Source organism: Hyphomicrobiaceae bacterium, from assembly GCA_041397645.1.
Classification (GTDB): domain Bacteria; phylum Pseudomonadota; class Alphaproteobacteria; order Rhizobiales; family Hyphomicrobiaceae; genus Hyphomicrobium_B.
In genome coordinates this window covers 1,090,760-1,109,049 of the sequence record JAWKWE010000004.1, presented here as the reverse complement: position 1 = coordinate 1,109,049, position 18,290 = coordinate 1,090,760, and the positions used below count along the sequence as shown (strand labels likewise).

Annotated in this window: 17 protein-coding genes; 12 read left to right on the top strand and 5 right to left on the bottom strand. The window is 59.0% G+C overall.

The genetic code is table 11. From position 1 onward, the window contains the following. The first annotated feature begins 149 nt into the window (after positions 1 to 149). The 3 genes from R3D51_05140 (at position 150) to R3D51_05130 (ending at position 3,020) form a co-directional block, all read left to right on the top strand. Positions 150 to 974 carry a murein L,D-transpeptidase family protein gene (locus tag R3D51_05140; GenBank protein MEZ5898864.1) on the top strand — a complete coding sequence of 275 codons (825 nt, stop codon included), beginning with the start codon at positions 150 to 152 and terminating at the stop codon, positions 972 to 974. Positions 975 to 1,091: 117 nt separating this feature from the next. Continuing rightward, the gene (locus R3D51_05135) at positions 1,092 to 2,342 is read left to right on the top strand and encodes a hypothetical protein (GenBank protein MEZ5898863.1); all 1,251 of its coding nucleotides are present in this window, start codon (positions 1,092 to 1,094) and stop codon (positions 2,340 to 2,342) included. A gap of 108 nt (positions 2,343 to 2,450) precedes the next feature. Then, a complete protein-coding gene (locus R3D51_05130; protein ID MEZ5898862.1) occupies positions 2,451 to 3,020 on the top strand; it encodes a TIGR00645 family protein in 570 nt (189 codons plus the stop codon). 160 nt (positions 3,021 to 3,180) lie between these two features. Here R3D51_05130 and secA read toward each other — a convergent pair whose 3' ends face one another. Then, the gene (gene secA / locus R3D51_05125; protein MEZ5898861.1) at positions 3,181 to 6,156 is read right to left on the bottom strand and encodes a preprotein translocase subunit SecA; all 2,976 of its coding nucleotides are present in this window, start codon (positions 6,154 to 6,156) and stop codon (positions 3,181 to 3,183) included. Between the two features lie 596 nt (positions 6,157 to 6,752). Here secA and R3D51_05120 point away from each other — a divergent pair. The 4 genes from R3D51_05120 (at position 6,753) to mutT (ending at position 10,152) form a co-directional block, all read left to right on the top strand. Beyond that, positions 6,753 to 7,688, top strand: coding sequence for a peptidylprolyl isomerase (locus R3D51_05120; protein ID MEZ5898860.1), 936 nt, complete (start codon positions 6,753 to 6,755; stop codon positions 7,686 to 7,688). A 97-nt stretch (positions 7,689 to 7,785) separates the two neighbouring features. Continuing rightward, on the top strand, positions 7,786 to 9,033 hold the full coding sequence (argJ, locus tag R3D51_05115) for a bifunctional glutamate N-acetyltransferase/amino-acid acetyltransferase ArgJ (GenBank protein ID MEZ5898859.1): 1,248 nt from the start codon (positions 7,786 to 7,788) through the stop codon (positions 9,031 to 9,033). Between the two features lie 49 nt (positions 9,034 to 9,082). Beyond that, the gene (locus R3D51_05110; GenBank protein ID MEZ5898858.1) at positions 9,083 to 9,742 is read left to right on the top strand and encodes a thiopurine S-methyltransferase; all 660 of its coding nucleotides are present in this window, start codon (positions 9,083 to 9,085) and stop codon (positions 9,740 to 9,742) included. Beyond that, positions 9,739 to 10,152, top strand: a complete 414-nt coding sequence (gene mutT, locus R3D51_05105) for an 8-oxo-dGTP diphosphatase MutT (protein ID MEZ5898857.1) — start codon at positions 9,739 to 9,741, stop codon at positions 10,150 to 10,152. Before R3D51_05110 ends, mutT begins: the two co-directional genes overlap by 4 nt. 57 nt (positions 10,153 to 10,209) lie before the next feature. Here mutT and R3D51_05100 read toward each other — a convergent pair whose 3' ends face one another. The 3 genes from R3D51_05100 to R3D51_05090 all read right to left on the bottom strand — a co-directional run bounded on the left by R3D51_05100 (position 10,210) and on the right by R3D51_05090 (position 12,786). Continuing rightward, the gene (locus tag R3D51_05100) at positions 10,210 to 10,965 is read right to left on the bottom strand and encodes a L,D-transpeptidase (protein MEZ5898856.1); all 756 of its coding nucleotides are present in this window, start codon (positions 10,963 to 10,965) and stop codon (positions 10,210 to 10,212) included. Between the two features lie 48 nt (positions 10,966 to 11,013). Next, the gene (locus tag R3D51_05095; protein MEZ5898855.1) at positions 11,014 to 11,712 is read right to left on the bottom strand and encodes a Crp/Fnr family transcriptional regulator; all 699 of its coding nucleotides are present in this window, start codon (positions 11,710 to 11,712) and stop codon (positions 11,014 to 11,016) included. Between the two features lie 183 nt (positions 11,713 to 11,895). Continuing rightward, positions 11,896 to 12,786, bottom strand: coding sequence for a methyltransferase domain-containing protein (locus R3D51_05090; protein ID MEZ5898854.1), 891 nt, complete (start codon positions 12,784 to 12,786; stop codon positions 11,896 to 11,898). 104 nt (positions 12,787 to 12,890) lie between these two features. Between R3D51_05090 and R3D51_05085 the strand changes: the two genes are divergently transcribed. The 4 genes from R3D51_05085 to R3D51_05070 all read left to right on the top strand — a co-directional run bounded on the left by R3D51_05085 (position 12,891) and on the right by R3D51_05070 (position 15,672). Continuing rightward, positions 12,891 to 13,706 carry a ComF family protein gene (locus tag R3D51_05085; protein MEZ5898853.1) on the top strand — a complete coding sequence of 272 codons (816 nt, stop codon included), beginning with the start codon at positions 12,891 to 12,893 and terminating at the stop codon, positions 13,704 to 13,706. 202 nt (positions 13,707 to 13,908) lie between these two features. Further along, positions 13,909 to 14,166 (top strand): glutaredoxin 3, encoded by a 258-nt coding sequence (grxC, locus tag R3D51_05080; protein ID MEZ5898852.1) that lies wholly within the window; start codon positions 13,909 to 13,911, stop codon positions 14,164 to 14,166. Between the two features lie 170 nt (positions 14,167 to 14,336). Continuing rightward, positions 14,337 to 15,191 (top strand): carbon-nitrogen hydrolase family protein, encoded by an 855-nt coding sequence (locus R3D51_05075; protein ID MEZ5898851.1) that lies wholly within the window; start codon positions 14,337 to 14,339, stop codon positions 15,189 to 15,191. Between the two features lie 16 nt (positions 15,192 to 15,207). After that, complete coding sequence (locus tag R3D51_05070) at positions 15,208 to 15,672, top strand: DUF1178 family protein (GenBank protein ID MEZ5898850.1); 465 nt, start codon at positions 15,208 to 15,210, stop codon at positions 15,670 to 15,672. A 30-nt stretch (positions 15,673 to 15,702) separates the two neighbouring features. On the opposite strand, the gene R3D51_05065 is transcribed toward R3D51_05070, so the two are convergent. Next, the gene (locus R3D51_05065; GenBank protein ID MEZ5898849.1) at positions 15,703 to 15,852 is read right to left on the bottom strand and encodes a hypothetical protein; all 150 of its coding nucleotides are present in this window, start codon (positions 15,850 to 15,852) and stop codon (positions 15,703 to 15,705) included. 438 nt (positions 15,853 to 16,290) lie between these two features. Between R3D51_05065 and R3D51_05060 the strand changes: the two genes are divergently transcribed. Beyond that, positions 16,291 to 18,249, top strand: a complete 1,959-nt coding sequence (locus R3D51_05060) for a PhoX family phosphatase (GenBank protein ID MEZ5898848.1) — start codon at positions 16,291 to 16,293, stop codon at positions 18,247 to 18,249. Positions 18,250 to 18,290: the final 41 nt, after the last annotated feature.

Below are 18,290 nucleotides of genomic sequence, written 5' to 3'. Positions count from 1 at the left end.
CCTTGGTTTGATGCCGGGGCCTGTAAATTGCCTCGTTCTTGGATATGATGCCGGCAATGACTGCACGGGACTCGCAAACACGGCCATCCTCGCCAACACAAGGCCCCCTCGCGCGCAAATCGCGGCGACGCTGGCCGCGGCGGCTCGTCATGCTCACGCTTGTCGCGATCGCAGGCGTCGTAGTCAGCCTAGCCGGAGCCTGGCTCACACTTTCGCCGCGTGATGCTGATGAACGCCGGATCGCGTTCGAACGCACGGAGCGACGCTGGCGCGCAAGTATGGGAATGGCCCTGCCTGGAGCACCTGACCTTGCCGATTTTTCCCAACGCCTCGCCTCGCACGGATTGAAAGAGGGCGCGCCGATTCTGATGCGCATCTTTAAGCGAGAGTTCGAGCTGGAGCTGTGGATGGCGCGGGACGGTGTCTTCCACCACTTCGCAACGTACCCGATTTGCCGCTGGTCAGGACGGCTTGGACCTAAGCTCAAGGCCGGCGACCGGCAGGCGCCAGAGGGCTTCTATGAAGTGTCCCGGTCGTCTTTGAACCCCAACAGTCGTTGGCATCGCTCGTTCAACCTGGGTTTTCCAAACGTCTATGACCGCTCCTTGGGCCGCACGGGCTCGTTCCTCATGGTTCATGGAGGGTGCGCATCTGTCGGTTGCTACGCCATGACCAATGCGCAGATCGATGAAATATGGCGGCTCATCAACGCGGCTTTCGACCAGGGGCAGACGTCCTTCCAGGTCCAGGCCTATCCCTTCCGGATGACGCCCGAACGGCTGGCGAACTACCAGGATCACCCAGACGCCGCCTTTTGGCGCGACCTTCAGGCCGGCAACGCCCTGTTTGAGACCACCCGCCTGCCACCGCAGGTCAATGTTTGCAAAGGGCGCTATCTCTTCTCACCCGGCAACTCACCCAGCCAGGGTGTGGGAATCTCCGAACGTTGCCCACAAACCTCGGCAAAGAATTGAAAGACTTTCCTGGGCTTACGAGACCGGTCCGCGGCCATAAAATCACACTGACTCTTATCCTATCGAACGGGTATGTTGTCGATCCAATCGGGTGGGAAACCTCTAGGCGAACGACGAATGACGTGGGGAGTTGCGCGGCTTCTGCCGATAGCGCTTGCGCTGATCGGTTGCATCGGAGGGCTGATAACAGCCCCCCGGCGCGCCGATGCGCTCTCCATCGAGCTAAAAGGCGTTGCGGCGGACCGCGTCGAACGCCAGCGCTCGTGGGAGCAAGGCGCCATGCCGCTGCCAGGGACACCAGACGTTGCAATTCTCGATGAGCGACTAAAACAGAAGGGCGTCTCGATTAGAGCCCCCATACTCATCCGCATCTTCAAGGCCGAATCCGAACTGGAGGTTTGGAAGGAAAAACAGGGCCAGATGGTGCTGTTTGCAACCTACCCGATCTGCCACTGGTCCGGCATGCTGGGTCCGAAGCTGCGCGAGGGCGACAAGCAGGCGCCCGAAGGATTCTACACCATCACCAAGCGCCAGCTTTATCATGCAGGTCGCTGGCCACGTTCGCTGCTGCTCAACTATCCCAACATCTATGATCAAGCAGAGGCACGCACCGGGTCCGATATTCTCATTCACGGCGGCTGCACGTCCGTTGGCTGCTTTGCGATGACCAATCCCGTTTCCGACGAGATCCACCGGCTCACGGAATCAGCGATCGATGGCGGTCAGCAGGATGTGCCAATTCACGTCTTTCCATTTCGCATGACCGAAGAGAACGTCAAATCACACCCGTCCACCGCTTGGTCGGGATTCTGGGCCAACCTGAAGGAAGGCTACGACGCCTTCGAGCTGACAAAACGCATTCCTCACGTTAGCGTATGCAGCAGCCGCTACACGTTTTCTGAAAGCTCGGGCAGCTCTAACACCGGACCTGTCGAAGCCTGCCAAACAACGATTGCTACCATCAAAGATCAGAAGGACTGGCTCGATGGCGTAACGCCCTCCTCGCCGGTTGTTCAGCCTGTCCGCACGGCGGCCGTCGATATTTCTCCGCCGATGCGCCTGGGCGCGGGAGCGCAAACCCAAACCGATGCGCAAACTGCGCCGGCGGGTCTCACGGGCGCAGCTGCTCCTGCGGCTGCAACGCCTGACCTGAGAAGCACAGACCCCAAATCCGTCGTTCAACCTATAGCCGAAAAGCCACCGGCTCAGCCGGCCATCAAATGCCGCTGGGCACTTCGGATCTGCCGCAAGACCGCGACTTTGAAGGACATCCAGGCCGCGCGCAAGGCGGCACGCTTCGCCCTCGGCCTGAGGCTGACCGTCATATTGCCAAGACTGCGCACCTTGGCAGAGAGCAATGCTCAATAAACCCGGCGAGACGGGGACGTTGTATGAGACCGCGCGAGCTGCGGCCTTGTAGGGAGCCATGCGGATCGGCTAGAGCCATATCAACACATCTCAACGGGATACCGGCATATGGCTGAAAACTCCGCAGGCAAGCACATCGAAACTATTTTGGAGAAGGCGCTGTTCGCCTCCCGATGGCTGTTGGCGCCTTTCTATTTCGGTCTCGCGCTGTCGCTGATTGTGCTGCTCGTAAAATTCCTGGCCGAGTTGATCCATCTTCTGCATGGCGCGTTTGTGCTGAGTGAATCCGACGTCATCCTCGGCGTCCTCGCGCTTGTGGATCTAGCGCTGACCGGCTCCCTCCTCATCATCGTTATCTTCTCAGGTTATGAGAATTTCGTTTCGCGCATCGATCATACGGGCCACAAAGACTGGCCAGCTTGGATGGGCACAATCGATTTCAGCGGGCTGAAACTGAAGCTGCTGTCTTCCATCGTCGCCATTTCAGGCATTCAGCTGCTTAAGCAGTTCATGTCGCTCAAGGCGGTGACGCCGGATAACGAGCGTGTTCTGTTCTGGCTCGTTATCATTCACGTGGTCTTCGTGATTTCGAGCGTCTTGCTGGCTCTGTCCGATCGCATATCGGGTCACGGCAGCGACGGGGATCACGAGACGCCGGCCAATGGCTCGGGCCACTAAGCCTGTTTGGGCCTGCTGAAACTGAGAAGAACCAGTGTCCTTCACTCAGCGTCCGCTAGGCGCGTGCATCCTTCACGTCTCAGTTTTGCTTGTTGGGATGACGAGATAAATCTCGTCATCCCAAAGAACCGCGATGCCGCGTGCGTATGGAATGATCAGCCTAGTCGAGCTTACCATGGCAATGTTTGTACTTCTTGCCTGAACCACAAGGGCATTCCGCATTACGTGACACGCGCCCCCAGGTTGCCGGGTCATTGGGATCAAGCCCGCCCTCGCCCTTGCGCGTTTGCAGGGGCTGACGCTTGGGCGGCTCGGTGGGTGCAAAACGCCGTGCCCGCGCGCCCTGCATGGCAGCGTCCGCCATGGCAAGCTCGCGCGCAATATGCTCAGGAACCCGCTCGTCGGTATTTTGCATATCATCGTAGCCGGTATCGGGATCGATGTGATGGCCCTCCATCTGCGGAAGCTCTATGGGTTGCAACGCAGGCTGCTGATCGGGCGGCATTAGCTCGACATGCATGAGCTGACCGGTTGTCACTTCGCGCAAACGACCCAACATATTCTCGAACAGCACAAAGGCTTCCGACTTGTATTCGTTCAGCGGATCGCGCTGACCGTAGGCGCGGAAGCCGATCACCTGCCGTAGATGCTCAAGTGTCACCAGATGCTCGCGCCACAGATGATCTAGCGTCTGCAGCAACACCATCTTCTCGATCTGGCGATAAAGATCGTTGCCGAGCTCCGATTCTTTGGCCTTAACCTTGGCTTCGGTGGCGTTGATGAGGCGTTCTTTGATCTCCTGGTCGGCGATGCCTTCCTCGGCGGCCCAATCCTGAACGGGCAGATCGAGACCGAAGACATTTTCGACTTCTTCCTTGAGTCCCGCCGTATCCCACTGCTCGGCGTATGCCGCAGGCGGAATGTGCTTCGTTACAAGCTCTTCAACAAGCTCTTGGCGCAGCTCGGTCACTGTTTCCGACACGTCTTCCTCGGCCATGATGTCGAGGCGGTGGCTGAAGATGACCTTGCGCTGGTCATTCATCACGTCGTCGTATTTGAGAATCTGTTTGCGGATGTCGAAGTTGCGCTGCTCGACCTTCTTCTGTGCGGTCTCCAGCGACTTGTTCATCCAAGGATGCACAATCGCCTCACCTTCCTTGAGGCCAAGGGTCTGAAGCACCTTATCCATGCGCTCCGAACCGAAGATGCGCATGAGATCATCATCAAGCGCGAGATAGAACTTTGAACGGCCCGGGTCGCCCTGACGGCCTGAGCGGCCGCGCAGCTGGTTGTCGATGCGCCGGCTTTCGTGACGTTCTGTGGCAAGCACGTAGAGGCCGCCTGCTTCAAGCGCCGCCTGTTTCTTTGAGGCGACGTCAGCGAGCAGCTCCTCGCGTTTTTTCCTGATCGCAGCCTCTTCAGGCTCGCGGCCCGCCGCCTGTTCTTCAGCAATCCAATCGCGCACGCGATATTCCGCGTTGCCGCCAAGCTGAATGTCGGTGCCGCGGCCCGCCATGTTGGTGGCGATTGTGACCGCGCCGGGAACACCGGCCTGGGCAACGATATTGGCTTCCTGTTCGTGATAACGAGCGTTGAGCACCTGATGGGGAATGGGATCGCCCTTGCCCTTGGCGTCGCGCGCCATTTTCACGAGTCGCTCGCCAGCTTCGGTAAGGTACTTCTTCAGTTCCTCTTCCTTGGCTTTCAAGGCCGAAGCCTGCTCGATAAGCGACTTGCCGAGAGACTCGAAATACTTGTGATCCTTTAGCAGCTCGGAAAGCTGCTCGGACTTCTCGATCGAAGTGGTGCCGACGAGGATCGGCTGCCCTTTTTCCTTCGCCTCCGCGATCGATTGCACGATGGCGCCGAGTTTTTCGCGCTGCGTACGGTAGATCTCGTCATCTTCGTCGATACGCTTGACCGGCACATTGGTCGGGATCTCGATGACTTCCAGGCCGTAAATGTCCATGAACTCGCTGGCTTCGGTCATCGCCGTGCCGGTCATACCGCCGAGCTTGTCGTAGAGGCGGAAGTAGTTCTGGAATGTGATTGAAGCAAGTGTCTGGTTCTCGGGCTGGATATCGACATGCTCCTTGGCTTCGAGCGCCTGATGAAGCCCCTCGGAATATCGACGGCCCGGCATCATGCGGCCAGTGAACTCATCGATAATGACGACCTGCCCGCCCTTGACGATGTAGTCCTTGTCGCGCTGGAACAGCTTATGGGCCTTGAGCGCCTGGTTGACGTGATGAACGATCGTCACGTTGTCGATGTCGTACATGGAGCCTTTCATGTGACCAGCCGCGGTCAGCAATTGCTCCATCTTCTCGTTGCCGGCTTCCGTCAGCGAAACCTGACGCTGCTTCTCGTCGAGCTCGAAATCCTCCGGCTCGATCTGCTTCATGAACTCATCGACGGCCTGATAAAGATCGGCGCGGTCCTCCAACGGACCCGAAATGATGAGCGGGGTGCGCGCCTCGTCGATCAGAATGGAATCCACCTCGTCGACGATTGCGAAGGTATGGCCACGCTGGACCATCTCCTCCTTGTGCATCTTCATGTTGTCGCGGAGGTAGTCGAAGCCCAACTCGTTATTGGTGGCATAAGTGACGTCGCAGGAGTACGCAGCCTTGCGGTCATCGTCGCTCATGTCGTGCACGATGACGCCAACTTCCAACCCCAGGAAGCGGTAGACTTGCCCCATCCAGTCGGCGTCGCGCTTGGCCAGGTAGTCGTTGACGGTAACGACGTGGACACCCTTGCCTGCCAACGCATTGAGATAAACCGGCAGCGTCGCGACCAGCGTCTTGCCTTCACCGGTCTTCATTTCGGCGATGTCGCCCTGATGAAGCACCATGCCGCCGATCAGCTGCACATCGAAGTGGCGCTGTCCCAGGGTCCGTTTGGCCGCCTCGCGAACGGTCGCGAAGGCTTCGACGAGAATATCGTCCAGCGAAGCTCCATTCTTGAGCCGTTCGCGGAAATCCGCCGTGCGCGCCCTCAAATCGGCGTCCGAAAGCTTCTCAACCTCGGCTTCAAGCGCATTGATGGCCGCAACCTTGGGCCGGAACCCCTTGACCCTGCGCTCATTGGAAGAGCCGAAGATCTTGGATGCCAAACCGCCAAGCGAAAGCATGTCGTGTGTCCTAACCGTTTATCGGGATGGGCTCGCAAAAGCCTTCAATCCCATGGACTTGCACAGATATGTTGCAGCTAAATCTGCAACGAATTCCAACAACACAAATCGCGCGGCAAGCCCCGCTTGCCACGCCAGCGCATTTCGGCGCCCAGGACCAACTTGCGAAACAATCCGGGGCAGGCCCGTCGGGGCCACCCCGTCCCGGCGGAGACATAAGAACTCGTCCCCCCCTATGTCAACGCTTCAACGGCCCAAGTACGCCGTACAAAAGGGCAAAGGTGTGCCCGACGGTAAGGCGGGATTATTGGCCGCATCGGCCGGGCGGCGCGCTACTCTCGAATTTTTAACTTGGCTTGCCGGGGCTGGCAGCGCTAATCCACCATCGGCTCAACGTGTAAGCGTGGTCCGCTCCCGCCGATCGTGGCAGCGGCAACAACATGCAACCGGGCGCGCCTTTAGGAGCACGATCGCGTGACACCGCGCAATCGGGCCCGGAACCTTTGTAAGACACAGACGACGGTCTGAGCCGCAATCGAGAGCCAACCCCAAGCGCAATTGCCGCTTGCTGAACCCTCACGAGGTCCCTTTTGAAAATGCGCGTATCACATATCGCCCTGGCTCTTGCGTTGATCGGAGCCTTTCCCGCGATCCTGCCAGCACCGGTCAAGGCTGAGGACAAAGTTGTCGCCACCATCGACGGCAAGCCGATCACCGAGGCAGACCTCGCGGTCGCAGACAGCGAGATCGGCGGCGACATGGGATCGATGCCCGAAGATCAAAAGCGCATGTCGCTGCTGGAGTTCCTCATCGACAACCAGCTGTTTGCCGAAGCCGCAGAGGCCAACAAGCTTGATCAGGGTCCCGCCTTCGAAAGCCGTCTGGCCTATCTGAAGCGCCGCGCGCTCCGCGAACTTTATTTCGACAAAGTCATCAAGGGCTCGGTATCGGACGAAGAAGCGCGCAAGCTCTATGACGAGCAGGTCAAGAAACTGAAGCCAGAAGAAGAAGCGCGTGCGAGCCACATCCTCGTGGAGACCGAGGCCGAGGCAAAAGACATCAAAGAGAAGCTGAAGAACGGCGGAGACTTCGCCGCGCTCGCCAAGGAGCACTCCAAGGATCCCGGCTCAAAGGACAACGGCGGCGATCTCGGCTTCTTCACCCGCGGCCAGATGGTGCCGCAATTCGAAGAAGTCGTGTTCTCCATGAATAAAGGCGACATCTCCGATCCGGTCCAAACTCAGTTTGGCTGGCACCTCATCAAGCTGGACGACAAGCGCGCCAAGGCGCCGCCGGCCTTCGAGGTTGTGAAGGACCGCATCCTCCAATCGATGCTGCTTCAGAAGGCCTCCCGAACCGCCATCGACCTGCGCTCGAAGGCCAAGATCGAGTACGTCGATGAGGGCATCAAGAAGACGATGGAAGACCGCATAAAGGCCGCTCAGGGCAGCGCCGCCCCAGCCGCCAGCGAGACAAAGCCCGCCGACAAGCCGGAGGAAAAGACAGAAGAAAAGCCTGAAGAGAAAAAGTAACTCTTCTGCTCTGTCTGAAAAGCAATTTGATCGGGCCGCTTGCCAAGGGCGGCCCGATCTGTTTTGGGGGAAGCACAAGCTCACGGAGAGACCCAATATGGCTAATGTCACGAAAGTATCGCCCTTCGCGCCACAGACGCTCGCAATCCTTGAACCGCTTAGTGGCGTGCGCTTTGCGACGGCGGAGGCGGGCATTCGCTATAAGGGTCGCACCGATCTCATGGTGGCGGTCATGGACGAGGGTACCGCCGCAGCCGGCGTGCTCACCAAATCCAAGACGGCCTCTGCGCCGGTGTTGTGGTGCCGCAAGGCTCTCAAGAAAGGCAAGGCGCGCATTCTGGTCGTGAATTCGGGAAACGCTAATGCCTTCACCGGACAAAAAGGTGAAGACGCCGTCGCCTTGACCGCCGAGCACGCCAGCGCCGCCGTCGATTGCAAGCCGCACGAAGTGTTCCTCGCTTCGACGGGCGTCATCGGCGAACCGATGGATGCGGGAAAGTTCGCGCACCTTTTACAGGGTCTCGTGCAATCGGCCCATGCCGATGCGTTCGAGGCCGCCGCACGCGCCATCATGACCACCGACACCTATCCAAAGCTCGCCACCCGCACAGCGATGATCGGCAATGTCAAGGTGACGATCAACGGCTTCTGCAAGGGAGCAGGCATGATTGCGCCCGACATGGCTACGATGCTGTGTTTCATTTTCACCGACGCCGCGCTGCCGCCGAAGGTGCTGCAAGAGCTTCTCAACGAGCACGTCGAAACGACGTTCAACTGCATGACGATCGACGGCGACACATCCACCAGCGACACTTGCCTGCTGTTTGCAACCGGCTCTGCTGGCGAGCGCGGACAAAAAACCATCGACAATGCAAAGTCCAAGAAGCTGGTTGGGTTCTCCGCTGCGCTCCATGATCTCATGGAAGACTTGGCCATCCAAGTCGCCAAGGACGGCGAGGGACTTTCCAAATTCGTGACATTTGAGATCGAGGGCGCGAAGTCGTGGGAAGGCGCGCGCAAGATTGCGCTGTCGTGCGCGAATTCTCCCATTTTGAAAACGGCGATTGCTGGCGAGGATCCCAATTGGGGCCGCGTCGTCATGGCCATCGGAAAATCCGGCGAGGCTGCCGATCGCGACAAACTCACCATTTGGTTCGGACCCCATTGCGTGGCGCGCAACGGCGAACGCGCCGAGGAGTACGATGAAAAAACGGTGGCAGCCTATATGAAGAACACCGACATCGTAATCCGCGCCGACGTTGGCGTCGGCAAGTCGTCGGCGCGCGTGTGGACCTGTGACCTCACCCACGATTACGTGTCGATCAATGCGGATTACCGGAGCTGACGGAACTGCATTTCGCTGCATTGAACAAGACCGTCACGGGAGACAACCAATGGAAGACCCGAACTTCTGGCTCGAGCGCTGGCACAAGAATGAGATCGGCTTTCATAGCCCGGACGTACAGCCCGCACTTTCCAAAAACTGGCCTGCTCTCGGTGTTTCAAAAGGCGAACGCGTGTTCGTGCCACTGTGCGGCAAGAGCCTCGACATGGTATGGCTCTCTTGCGCCGGCTATGACGTCGTTGGCGCTGAACTATCTGCGCTTGCTATTGATGCCTTCTTCAGCGAACAGGGCCTCGTGCCGCAATCGCGCGCACAGCCTCCTTTCGAGGTCAAATCAGCGGAGGGGTACGAGCTTTGGTGCGGCGACTTCTTTTCGCTCAAAAAATCCGACGTCAATGCAACCGCCGCCTACGACCGCGCGGCTCTTGTCGCGATGCCGCCCGACATGCAACCCGCATACGCCGCCAAGATGGGAGAGCTTCTGCCCGCAGGCGCAAAGCTGCTTCTGATCGGTCTCGATTACGACCCCAAGGAGATGCAAGGCCCGCCCTTCAACGTGCCTCAGGACCGGGTGCGTGAAATGTTCGGCGAAAACTTCGAGATCTCCGTGATCGACGCTCGTGACGGGCTGACCAAGAGCGAGCCCCTCAAGAAGCGTGGCATCACCTGGTTGGAAGAAGCGAGCTATCTGCTGGTGCGCCGTTCATGACGCCGTCTAAGCCCGTGGTGCTGGTTGCAGCCGTCGCGCTCATCGATGCCGATAATCGTATTCTGATCGCTCAGCGGCCCGAGGGGAAATCCATGGCCGGACTATGGGAGTTTCCCGGCGGCAAGGTCGAGCCCGGCGAAACCCCGGAGCGCGCGCTTCATCGCGAACTGCAAGAAGAGCTGGGCATTGATGTTTGCCTGTCCTGTCTGTGTCCGTTCAACTTCGCGTCTCACACGTACGAGAAGTTCCACCTGCTGATGCCTCTCTACATCTGCAAGACTTGGGACGGCGAAATGACGCCGCATGAAGGCCAAGCGATCAAATGGGTGGCTGCGCGCGAATTGAAGAACTATCCGATGCCACCAGCCGATCTGCCGCTCATACCGTGGCTGCGCGATTTTCTAGCCTAACCCAAAACGCTCAAACGCCGCTGGACTGCGCTCCCAAAGGAACAGATGCGGCCAGAACTAGCTCCGGCTCTTGCCAGCATCGGCGACCGTCTTCGGCTTGGCCGCGCTGGCCGTCGGCTTCGCTTTGGATGCTGCCTTTGACTTGCTTGTGGCCGGATCCGAGGGACTTGAGTTCAAGGCGCTCAGACTTGGAAGTACCTTCACCGTGGTGCCCACGTTCACGAACGAAGCAAGATGCACGACATGTTCGTTGAGCATCCTGAAACAGCCAGACGACGCCGCATACCCGATTGTATTTGGATCGTTGGTGCCGTGGATGCGATAGAGCGTATTGCCCAAGAACAGAGCTTTGGCGCCGAGCGGGTTCTTGATACCGCCGAGCATCTTCTTCGGCAGGCGTGGATCGCGCTCGCGCATCTCCTCGGGCGGATACCAGTCGGGCCAGTCGGCTACACGGCTGATCTTTTCGGTGCCGGTCCAGTCAAAGCCTTCGCGGCCCACGGAGATGGGATACTGGTATGCAGTGCCCGGGCCGAGGGTGAGATAAAGTTTGCGATTACCGGAGTCGATAATAATCGTTCCTGGCTTTTCCGAATTGGCAAGCGCAACCCTCTTGGGCGTAACCGGCGGGATGACCGGGCGCGGACCGCCATCCATTTCCTCAGGGAAATACTCGTCTTTATCGGGCGGCGCATAAGCGTCGTACTGAGTGCCATAATAGCTCTGGGTTTGCGCACAGCCGCCGAGGCCCGTGAGCGAGAATGCAATCGCGCACCATACCAGAATCGAAAGCCTATTTGACTCCTTCATCATGGAGTGTCCCTCACGGATTGGCCGTCCCCAGTGCCAAGGGGGCAGCCATCAGTCCTTAACGCGGTCCAATGCTTCTGGATCGCTAATGCGCAACCCGTGCGGAGGTTCCACCGTTACGAGCCCGCGACGTTGCAACTCGACCAAAGCCTGACCGAGCGTTCTGAGATCCATCCGTAAATATTCGGCGACGACATCGCTCTGCATCGACTCGTCGACGACGTTGGGATCCCGCCCCTCGGCAGCGTTCATGCGCGAAACGACCGACAGAAACGCGGCGAGCCGGCTAACTGGACGCTCGCCCGGCGAAGCAACGATGGATGAACGCAGATGCAGGAATTCGCGCTCGACGGCGTCTGCCTGAAGGCTCTCGAGTTCAGGCATAGCATGCGTAAACTGAGCCAGTGCATTGCGTGGCCAGAAGCTCACCGAGCAATCGGTGATCGCGGTGGCGTCGTACAAATGATAATCGAGATATCCTAGTCCGAAGACGTCGCCAGCCTCGACGCGCTCTACCAACTCAGGAATACCGATTGGCGTCATCCAAGTGATTTCAATAACGCCGCTCTCGACCCGATAAAGGCATTCCTTCGGTTCGCCGCGCGAAAATAAATGCTCACCACTCGTCATATTTTTGACGAACAGAGCTGGTCTAGATTTGGCGATTGGAGGCGGACGCTCAAGATGAGCGAGTCCACGCCTACGGCTATCGACTTTGTGGGATTTCTCCCAGGCAATACTCTCGAACACGACGCCTACTCTTGTTTATAGCCGGGGGTTTCTATAGCAAGTAGCAGCAACTATTTTACTAAATATTAGCATATTTTCCCCCTTCCGCCAGATTAATTCTGAATCGTTCGACGCAGTGGCGGCCAAAAAGGTTCCAGAAAAACTTGAATTCGTCGTTCTGTGGTACCCTAGTTTGGCTCCGCTCTATTGAAAGTCTTCGCTTTTCTTTGCGCCTAGCACATCTGCTAATCGATGTTCGGCTGATCCCGGTCGCAAGGGTTTGGGTTGACTTTCGTGCGGCACCCAGGCCGTCATTGATATAATTTCGAACGTCGCGGCGATCCGCCCATCCGGCCGGCTAAAGCGCTCCGCATAAATCTCGCTTGCCCGCAGCAATAGTCCTCGCGTCACCGGAACCCGGCGGCGGTCTTGCAGCATATTGCTGGCACCCATAGCCTTGATTTCGCGCATGAGGTGCAAGGCCGAGGGATATGTCACGGTAATGGGATCGCTATCGACCACCGGCAACGCGAAGCCCGCACGCTGAAGCAGGCCTCCCAAATCGCGTACATCCGCAAATGGCGCGACGCGCGGCGAGGCGCCACCGCAAATTTCATCTTCCGCTATAAGCCAGGCCTCGCGGAGCTCTTTCAGACTATCCCCGCCGAGCAATGCGCCAAGAAACAATCCGTCACCCTTCAATGCGCGACGGATCTGGATGAGTGCGCCCGGCAGGTCATTGACGAGTTGCAGGGACAGTCCCGAGACGACGAGATCGACGGAGCCTTCGGCAAAGGGAAGCGCCTCTTCGTCGGCAGCAACAGCACGCGCACCCGGCGGGATCAGCTCCGGGGCCAACTCCACATTGATTACATCCCCGACATTTTCTAAAGGCGCGAGTGCACGTCCGATCACTCCGTGATGTGCACCGAGATTGACCGCTACGGGGAATTCACGCCGTACGATGGCAAGGCGCTCGGCAAAATCCTCCGCCACCCGTGTCAGGAGAAAGTCCGGCAGCTCAGGCGCCTGCGCCGCACGCGCTCGCCGACGCGCCAATAGGCGCCGATCAAAAAGGACGGACGGTGCGGTCATCTAGGCTCGCCTTCTCATCTGGCTCGTTGGTGCCATCCATACCCTACTTTGATCCTGGCAGCGGCAGCTCGCGCCTTGTTCGGCGAGGCGCTAGACTGGTTTCTATGAGCCTGGAGGACACCAACGCTGATATCGCTGACGCCACGGCTCAACGCTTGGGCCCGCTTCGCGCCGCCCACACATTCATAAAGCGCGGTTTGTCCGGCCTTGCCGATATCATCTTGCCACCGAGCTGCATCGGCTGTCAGGCGCGCGTTTTCGCGCACGATACGCTGTGCCCCTCGTGTTGGCGGACAATCGACTTCATCCGTGCCCCCCTCTGCGACCGGCTCGGCATCCCGCTGCCCTACGATACCGGTGGCGTTATGGTCTCGGCAGCAGCCGTTGCCGATCCACCCGACTACGATCGCGGGCGCGCCGTCGGGCTATACGACGGGCTAATGCGCAGGCTGGTCCACGACCTCAAATACAAGGATGTTCACCATGCGCGCCGGTTGTTCGGCCGCTGGTTGATGGTCGCGGGCGACGACCTCGTTCGCGATTGTGAGGTGATCGTGGCCGTCCCGTTAGCGCGCCGCCGCCTCATCTCGCGGCGCTTCAATCAAGCCCAGATTCTCGCCAACGAGGTGGCCCACCTGTCGGGCAAACCCGTTGCGCCCATGGCTTTGGCCCGCACCAAGCAGACGCGCCAGCAGGTCGGACTTTCGCGATTAGAGCGCCGGCGTAATGTCGCCGGTGCGTTCGAAGTCCCGGCCGGGCAGGCAGAGCTCGTGACGGGAAAGGCGGTCCTCTTGATTGACGACGTGATCACGACGGGCGCGACCGCAAGCGCGGCCGCCCGTGCGCTCAAAAAGGCAGGAGCCTCGCGCGTCGATGTGCTGGCGCTCGCCATCGCCGGGGCAACGCCGGTCGGGCCGTGAGGCATAAGGGCGGCGCTGGAAGGCCAGGATCCCATTTATTCCCACGGCAAAAATAACCTCCAAGTTGCTGATTAACCGCGGTTGTGCGTCAGCAAGCCACAACACTCGCCTCAAAACTTGCACAAGAGGCTGAAAGCATTAGATTTGTAGGTGCACGATTCTAAAATCGACCAAATCGGACGTCTAGGAGACGGCGAAAGCAATGCCGAAGATCACGGTCTATACCGCAGGTCACTGCTGCTATTGCCATATGGCTAAAGAGCTCCTGAAGCGCAAAGGTGCAGCCTTCGAGGAAGTCGATCTCACCGGCAGGCATGATTTGCGCGAACAACTGCGCGTCAAAGCGGGCGGCCGCAATACGGTCCCCCAGATCTGGATCGGTGAGACGCACGTCGGCGGCTGCGATGATCTCATGTGCCTGGAGCGGGCTGGCAAGCTCGACGCGCTGCTCGCCAACTGAGCATCATTCGGCGCGAGCTTAACCATCCGGTCGCAGCCAGCGATCATTTCGCAGCGGGTAGCGGCGCGTCATCGTCGGACATTTATAGACAACGACGGTGATGGCGCTTGCGTTGTTCTCCGTGCGAATGCAAAATTTTTTCAAAGCTGACCGCCCAACCGAGGCTCTTTATGACGTCCAGTGCACACTTCAAAGCCGCTCTCGTGCAGCTCTGCTCAGGCCGCGAGGTCGCGTCCAATATTGCCGCTGCGTCCGAACTTATTCGTGCCGCCGCCGCCGCCGGGGCGGAGTACATCCAGACCCCTGAAAATACGCAATTGATGGAGCTGGAGAAGCCCAGGCTGATGGCTGCGCTGCAGCCCGAGAAGAACAACAGCGCACTCGAAGCGTTCAGCTCCTTAGCGCGCGATCTCAAGCGTTGGCTGCACATAGGCTCCATCGGAATCAAATGCGATGATGGACGCATCGCCAACCGGTCGTTCGTGTTCGCGCCCGACGGTGAAGTCGCAGCCCGCTACGACAAGATCCATATGTTCGACGTAGACCTTGGAAATGGCGAGACCTATCGCGAGAGCGCGACCTACCAGCCTGGGACGCAAGCGGTGATCGTTGACCTGCCATGGGCCAACTTGGGGCTTACAATCTGTTACGATTTGCGCTTTCCGTCCCTTCACCGGGCCCTGGCGCAAGGGGGAGCCGAAATGATTGCGGTCCCCGCCGCTTTCACGCGCGTTACGGGTGAAGCGCATTGGAAGACGCTGTTGCGGGCACGCGCAATCGAAACGCAGTGTTTTGTGCTTGCGGCTGCACAAGGCGGCCGCCATGAGAATGGCCGCGAAACCTACGGCCACAGCTTGATCATTGCGCCTTGGGGCGAGGTCCTGGCGGAAGCCGATACGGAACCTGGGTTCGTGACCGCAGACATCGATCTAGCCCGCGTTACCCAGGCGCGAAGCAAAGTGCCCTCGCTAACGCACGACCGGCCATTCCAGGTCGTGCAGGCCAAGAGCCTCGCCAGGGCCTGAGGAGGGACTAACTGCTGTGATCAAGTACGCGCTTCAATGCAGCAAGGGCCACACCTTCGATGGCTGGTTTCGTTCGGGCGACGCCTATGAACGCCAGGTTCACCGCAAGATGGTGACCTGTCCTCACTGCGGCGCCACCAATGTGGAAAAACAGCCAATGGCGCCTGCGCTGGTGACAGGCCGACGGCCCGCGAAGCTGGAAGTGCAAGAAGCCGAAGCTTCACCATCAATCGACAGACCCGCTACGAGCGCCATCCCGGCGCAACCGCCTGTCGAGATGCTGCGCGCCTTCCGCAAGCACATCGTGGATAATTCCGAGGATGTAGGCCCCCGGTTCGCCGAAGAAGCGCGCAAGATCCATCATGGAGAGGCCGAGTCGCGGTCTATACGCGGTGAAACAAGTGCCGACGAGGCGGCAAGACTCCATGAGGAAGGTGTCGAGTTTGGCGTTCTTCCGGTGCTGCCTGAGGATCACAACTAGATAAGCGTATGGCCCCAATCTGAGCAGATCCTAGAGCTTCGAGATCGTCTCGAGAGTGTACGCGATCGCGTCTTCCAGCAGCTCGGTGCGGTAAGCCGGCTCGGCGTAACCCGCCGGCGTCCAAAAATAGCTATGGTGGTGAAACTGCCAGACGCCCCGCACGTGGTTCCATCGAGCCACGACCACGGCTCCAGTCGGACCACAGCTTGCGGTGAACCCTCGAAGCTTCAGGCTCTCTTGTGATTCCAAACCTTTCTGCAAAGCAGTGTTCTGTTCATTCGCGCCCATTTTAAAATGCCCCTGAACCTTAGAAACGAATTTGACAAAACCCCTTCGTGCTCGGCGCATAGCGCAAAGCAGACAAACGAACATGCCGTCGATTTAATGAGCTAATCTTGCCGGTATTTTCGCGAAATTCTCAAGCATTAACAGGCGTATACGTTACGGAACGCAACGGTCGAACAGGAAAATTCTCAACGATTTTTAGCGAAATGTAGCCAGGCGGTGAAAGGCGGGATTACGCATAAAAAATGCCCACGAAAAATCTTGTCATGGGAGCTTCACAGAGCAGGCGCTGATAGCAAATCAATCGCAACGACGCCCTGAAGGGAGCAATGCGTGACCCGCTCGACCTCAGACAAAATTAAACATTCCGAGGACCAAGGCCGAAATCCTCACCTGGAAGCGCCAGCGATCGGCGACATTATTTTGGCGCGGCTTGATCGTCGAGCGTTCGGGTTTGGACTGCTGGCGAGCGCCGCAGTAGAGCAACTGATCACCGCAGCCGACGCTGCTGAGACAATTGCACCGACGCGAAACTTTTCGTTCACCGAACTCGCCGCGGGCACGGATGAGACCCATCACGTTGCGGAAGGCTACGACGCCGACATTCTGATCCGCTGGGGAGATGGCGTTCTGGCTGGTGCACCAGCTTACGATCCCAACAATCCAAATGCGCAAGCGCAGGCCATGCAGTTTGGCTACAACAACGACTTCATCGGCTTCGTCCCGCTGAACGACGATGGAAACCGCGGACTTCTCGTCGTCAATCACGAGTACACCTGCGAAGAGCTGATGTTCCCGAACCTCACGCAGCAGGACAAAGCCGCGGATTTCTCGGGCATGACCGCAGAAATGGTTGCAGTCGAGATGGCCGCCCACGGCGGCTCTGTGATCGAGATCACGCGCAGCAACGGCAAATGGGGCGTTGTGGCCGATAGCAAGTTCGCACGCCGGATCACCGCCTCTACGCCGATCGATATATCGGGTCCAGCACGCGGCCATGCGCGGATGCAGACCAGCGCCGACCCGGCCGGTACGCAGGTGATCGGGATGGTCAACAATTGCTCGGGTGCGACCACGCCGTGGGGTACGTGGTTGAGCTGCGAAGAAAATATCAACGGATATTTCTGGAACGAAAATGCAGCCGAGTCGCATCCCGACGCCGACGCCTTGAAGCGGTACGGCATCCCGGCCGAATGGTATGCATGGGGTAAGTTCCACGACCGGTTCGACATTGGCCGCGAGCCCAACGAACCCAATCGGTTCGGATGGGTCGTAGAGATCGATCCGCGCGATCCTGCCGCCACACCGGTCAAGCGCACGGCCATGGGGCGCTTCAAGCACGAAGGAGCCGGCAATGTCCTCAATAAAGACGGCCGCTTTGTCGTGTACCAGGGCGACGATGAGCGTTTCGAGCACGTCTACAAATTCGTCACCGCCGCCAAGGTCGACCTCTCCGATGCGAAAGCAAACCGCAACATCCTGGACGATGGCACGTTGTATGTCGCGCGCTTCGACGCCGATGGATCCGGGGAATGGCTGCCGCTCGTTTTCGGGCAGGGGCCGCTGACACCCGAAAACGGGTTTAGCGACCAAGGCGATGTCGTCATCCACGCACGTCTTGCGGCAAGCAAGCTGGGCGCCACCCGCATGGATCGGCCCGAAGACATCGATGCCAATGCCCAAACCGGCAAGGTTTATGTCATGCTCACCAACAACCACAAGCGAAAGCCGTCACAGACGGACGCCGCCAATCCGCGCTTTGCCAACAAGTTCGGGCACATTCTTGAAATCACGCCGCGAGATGGGGACCACGCCGACACCCGCTTCAATTGGGAAATCCTGATCAAGTGCGGCGACCCGGCAATTGCAGAGGTCGGCGCGCAATTCAATCCCCTGACCAGCAGGGACGGTTGGTTCGGCATGCCGGACAACTGCGCTATCGACGCCAAGGGCCGACTGTGGATTGCTACTGACGGTAACACTGCCTCCCGCACGGGCCGCACCGATGGGCTATATGCAATCGAAACCGAGGGGACGGCGCGCGGCACCTCCAAGCTGTTCTTCCGAGTTCCGATCGGGGCGGAGATGTGCGGACCTTGCTTTACCCCTGACCTTGAAACGCTGTTTCTGGCCGTCCAGCATCCTGGCGAATCCAACGACGACGATCCTTTGGACCGGCCTGCGACCTTCGAAGCGCCCTTGACCCGCTGGCCGGATTTTGAAGCCGGTAAGCCCCCGCGTCCGTCGGTCGTCGCGGTCACTCGCAAAGGGGGCGGGAAAATAGCGCTCTGAGGTAACGTCCGAGCGTTCGGTTAAGCGCTTGGCGGCGTGGG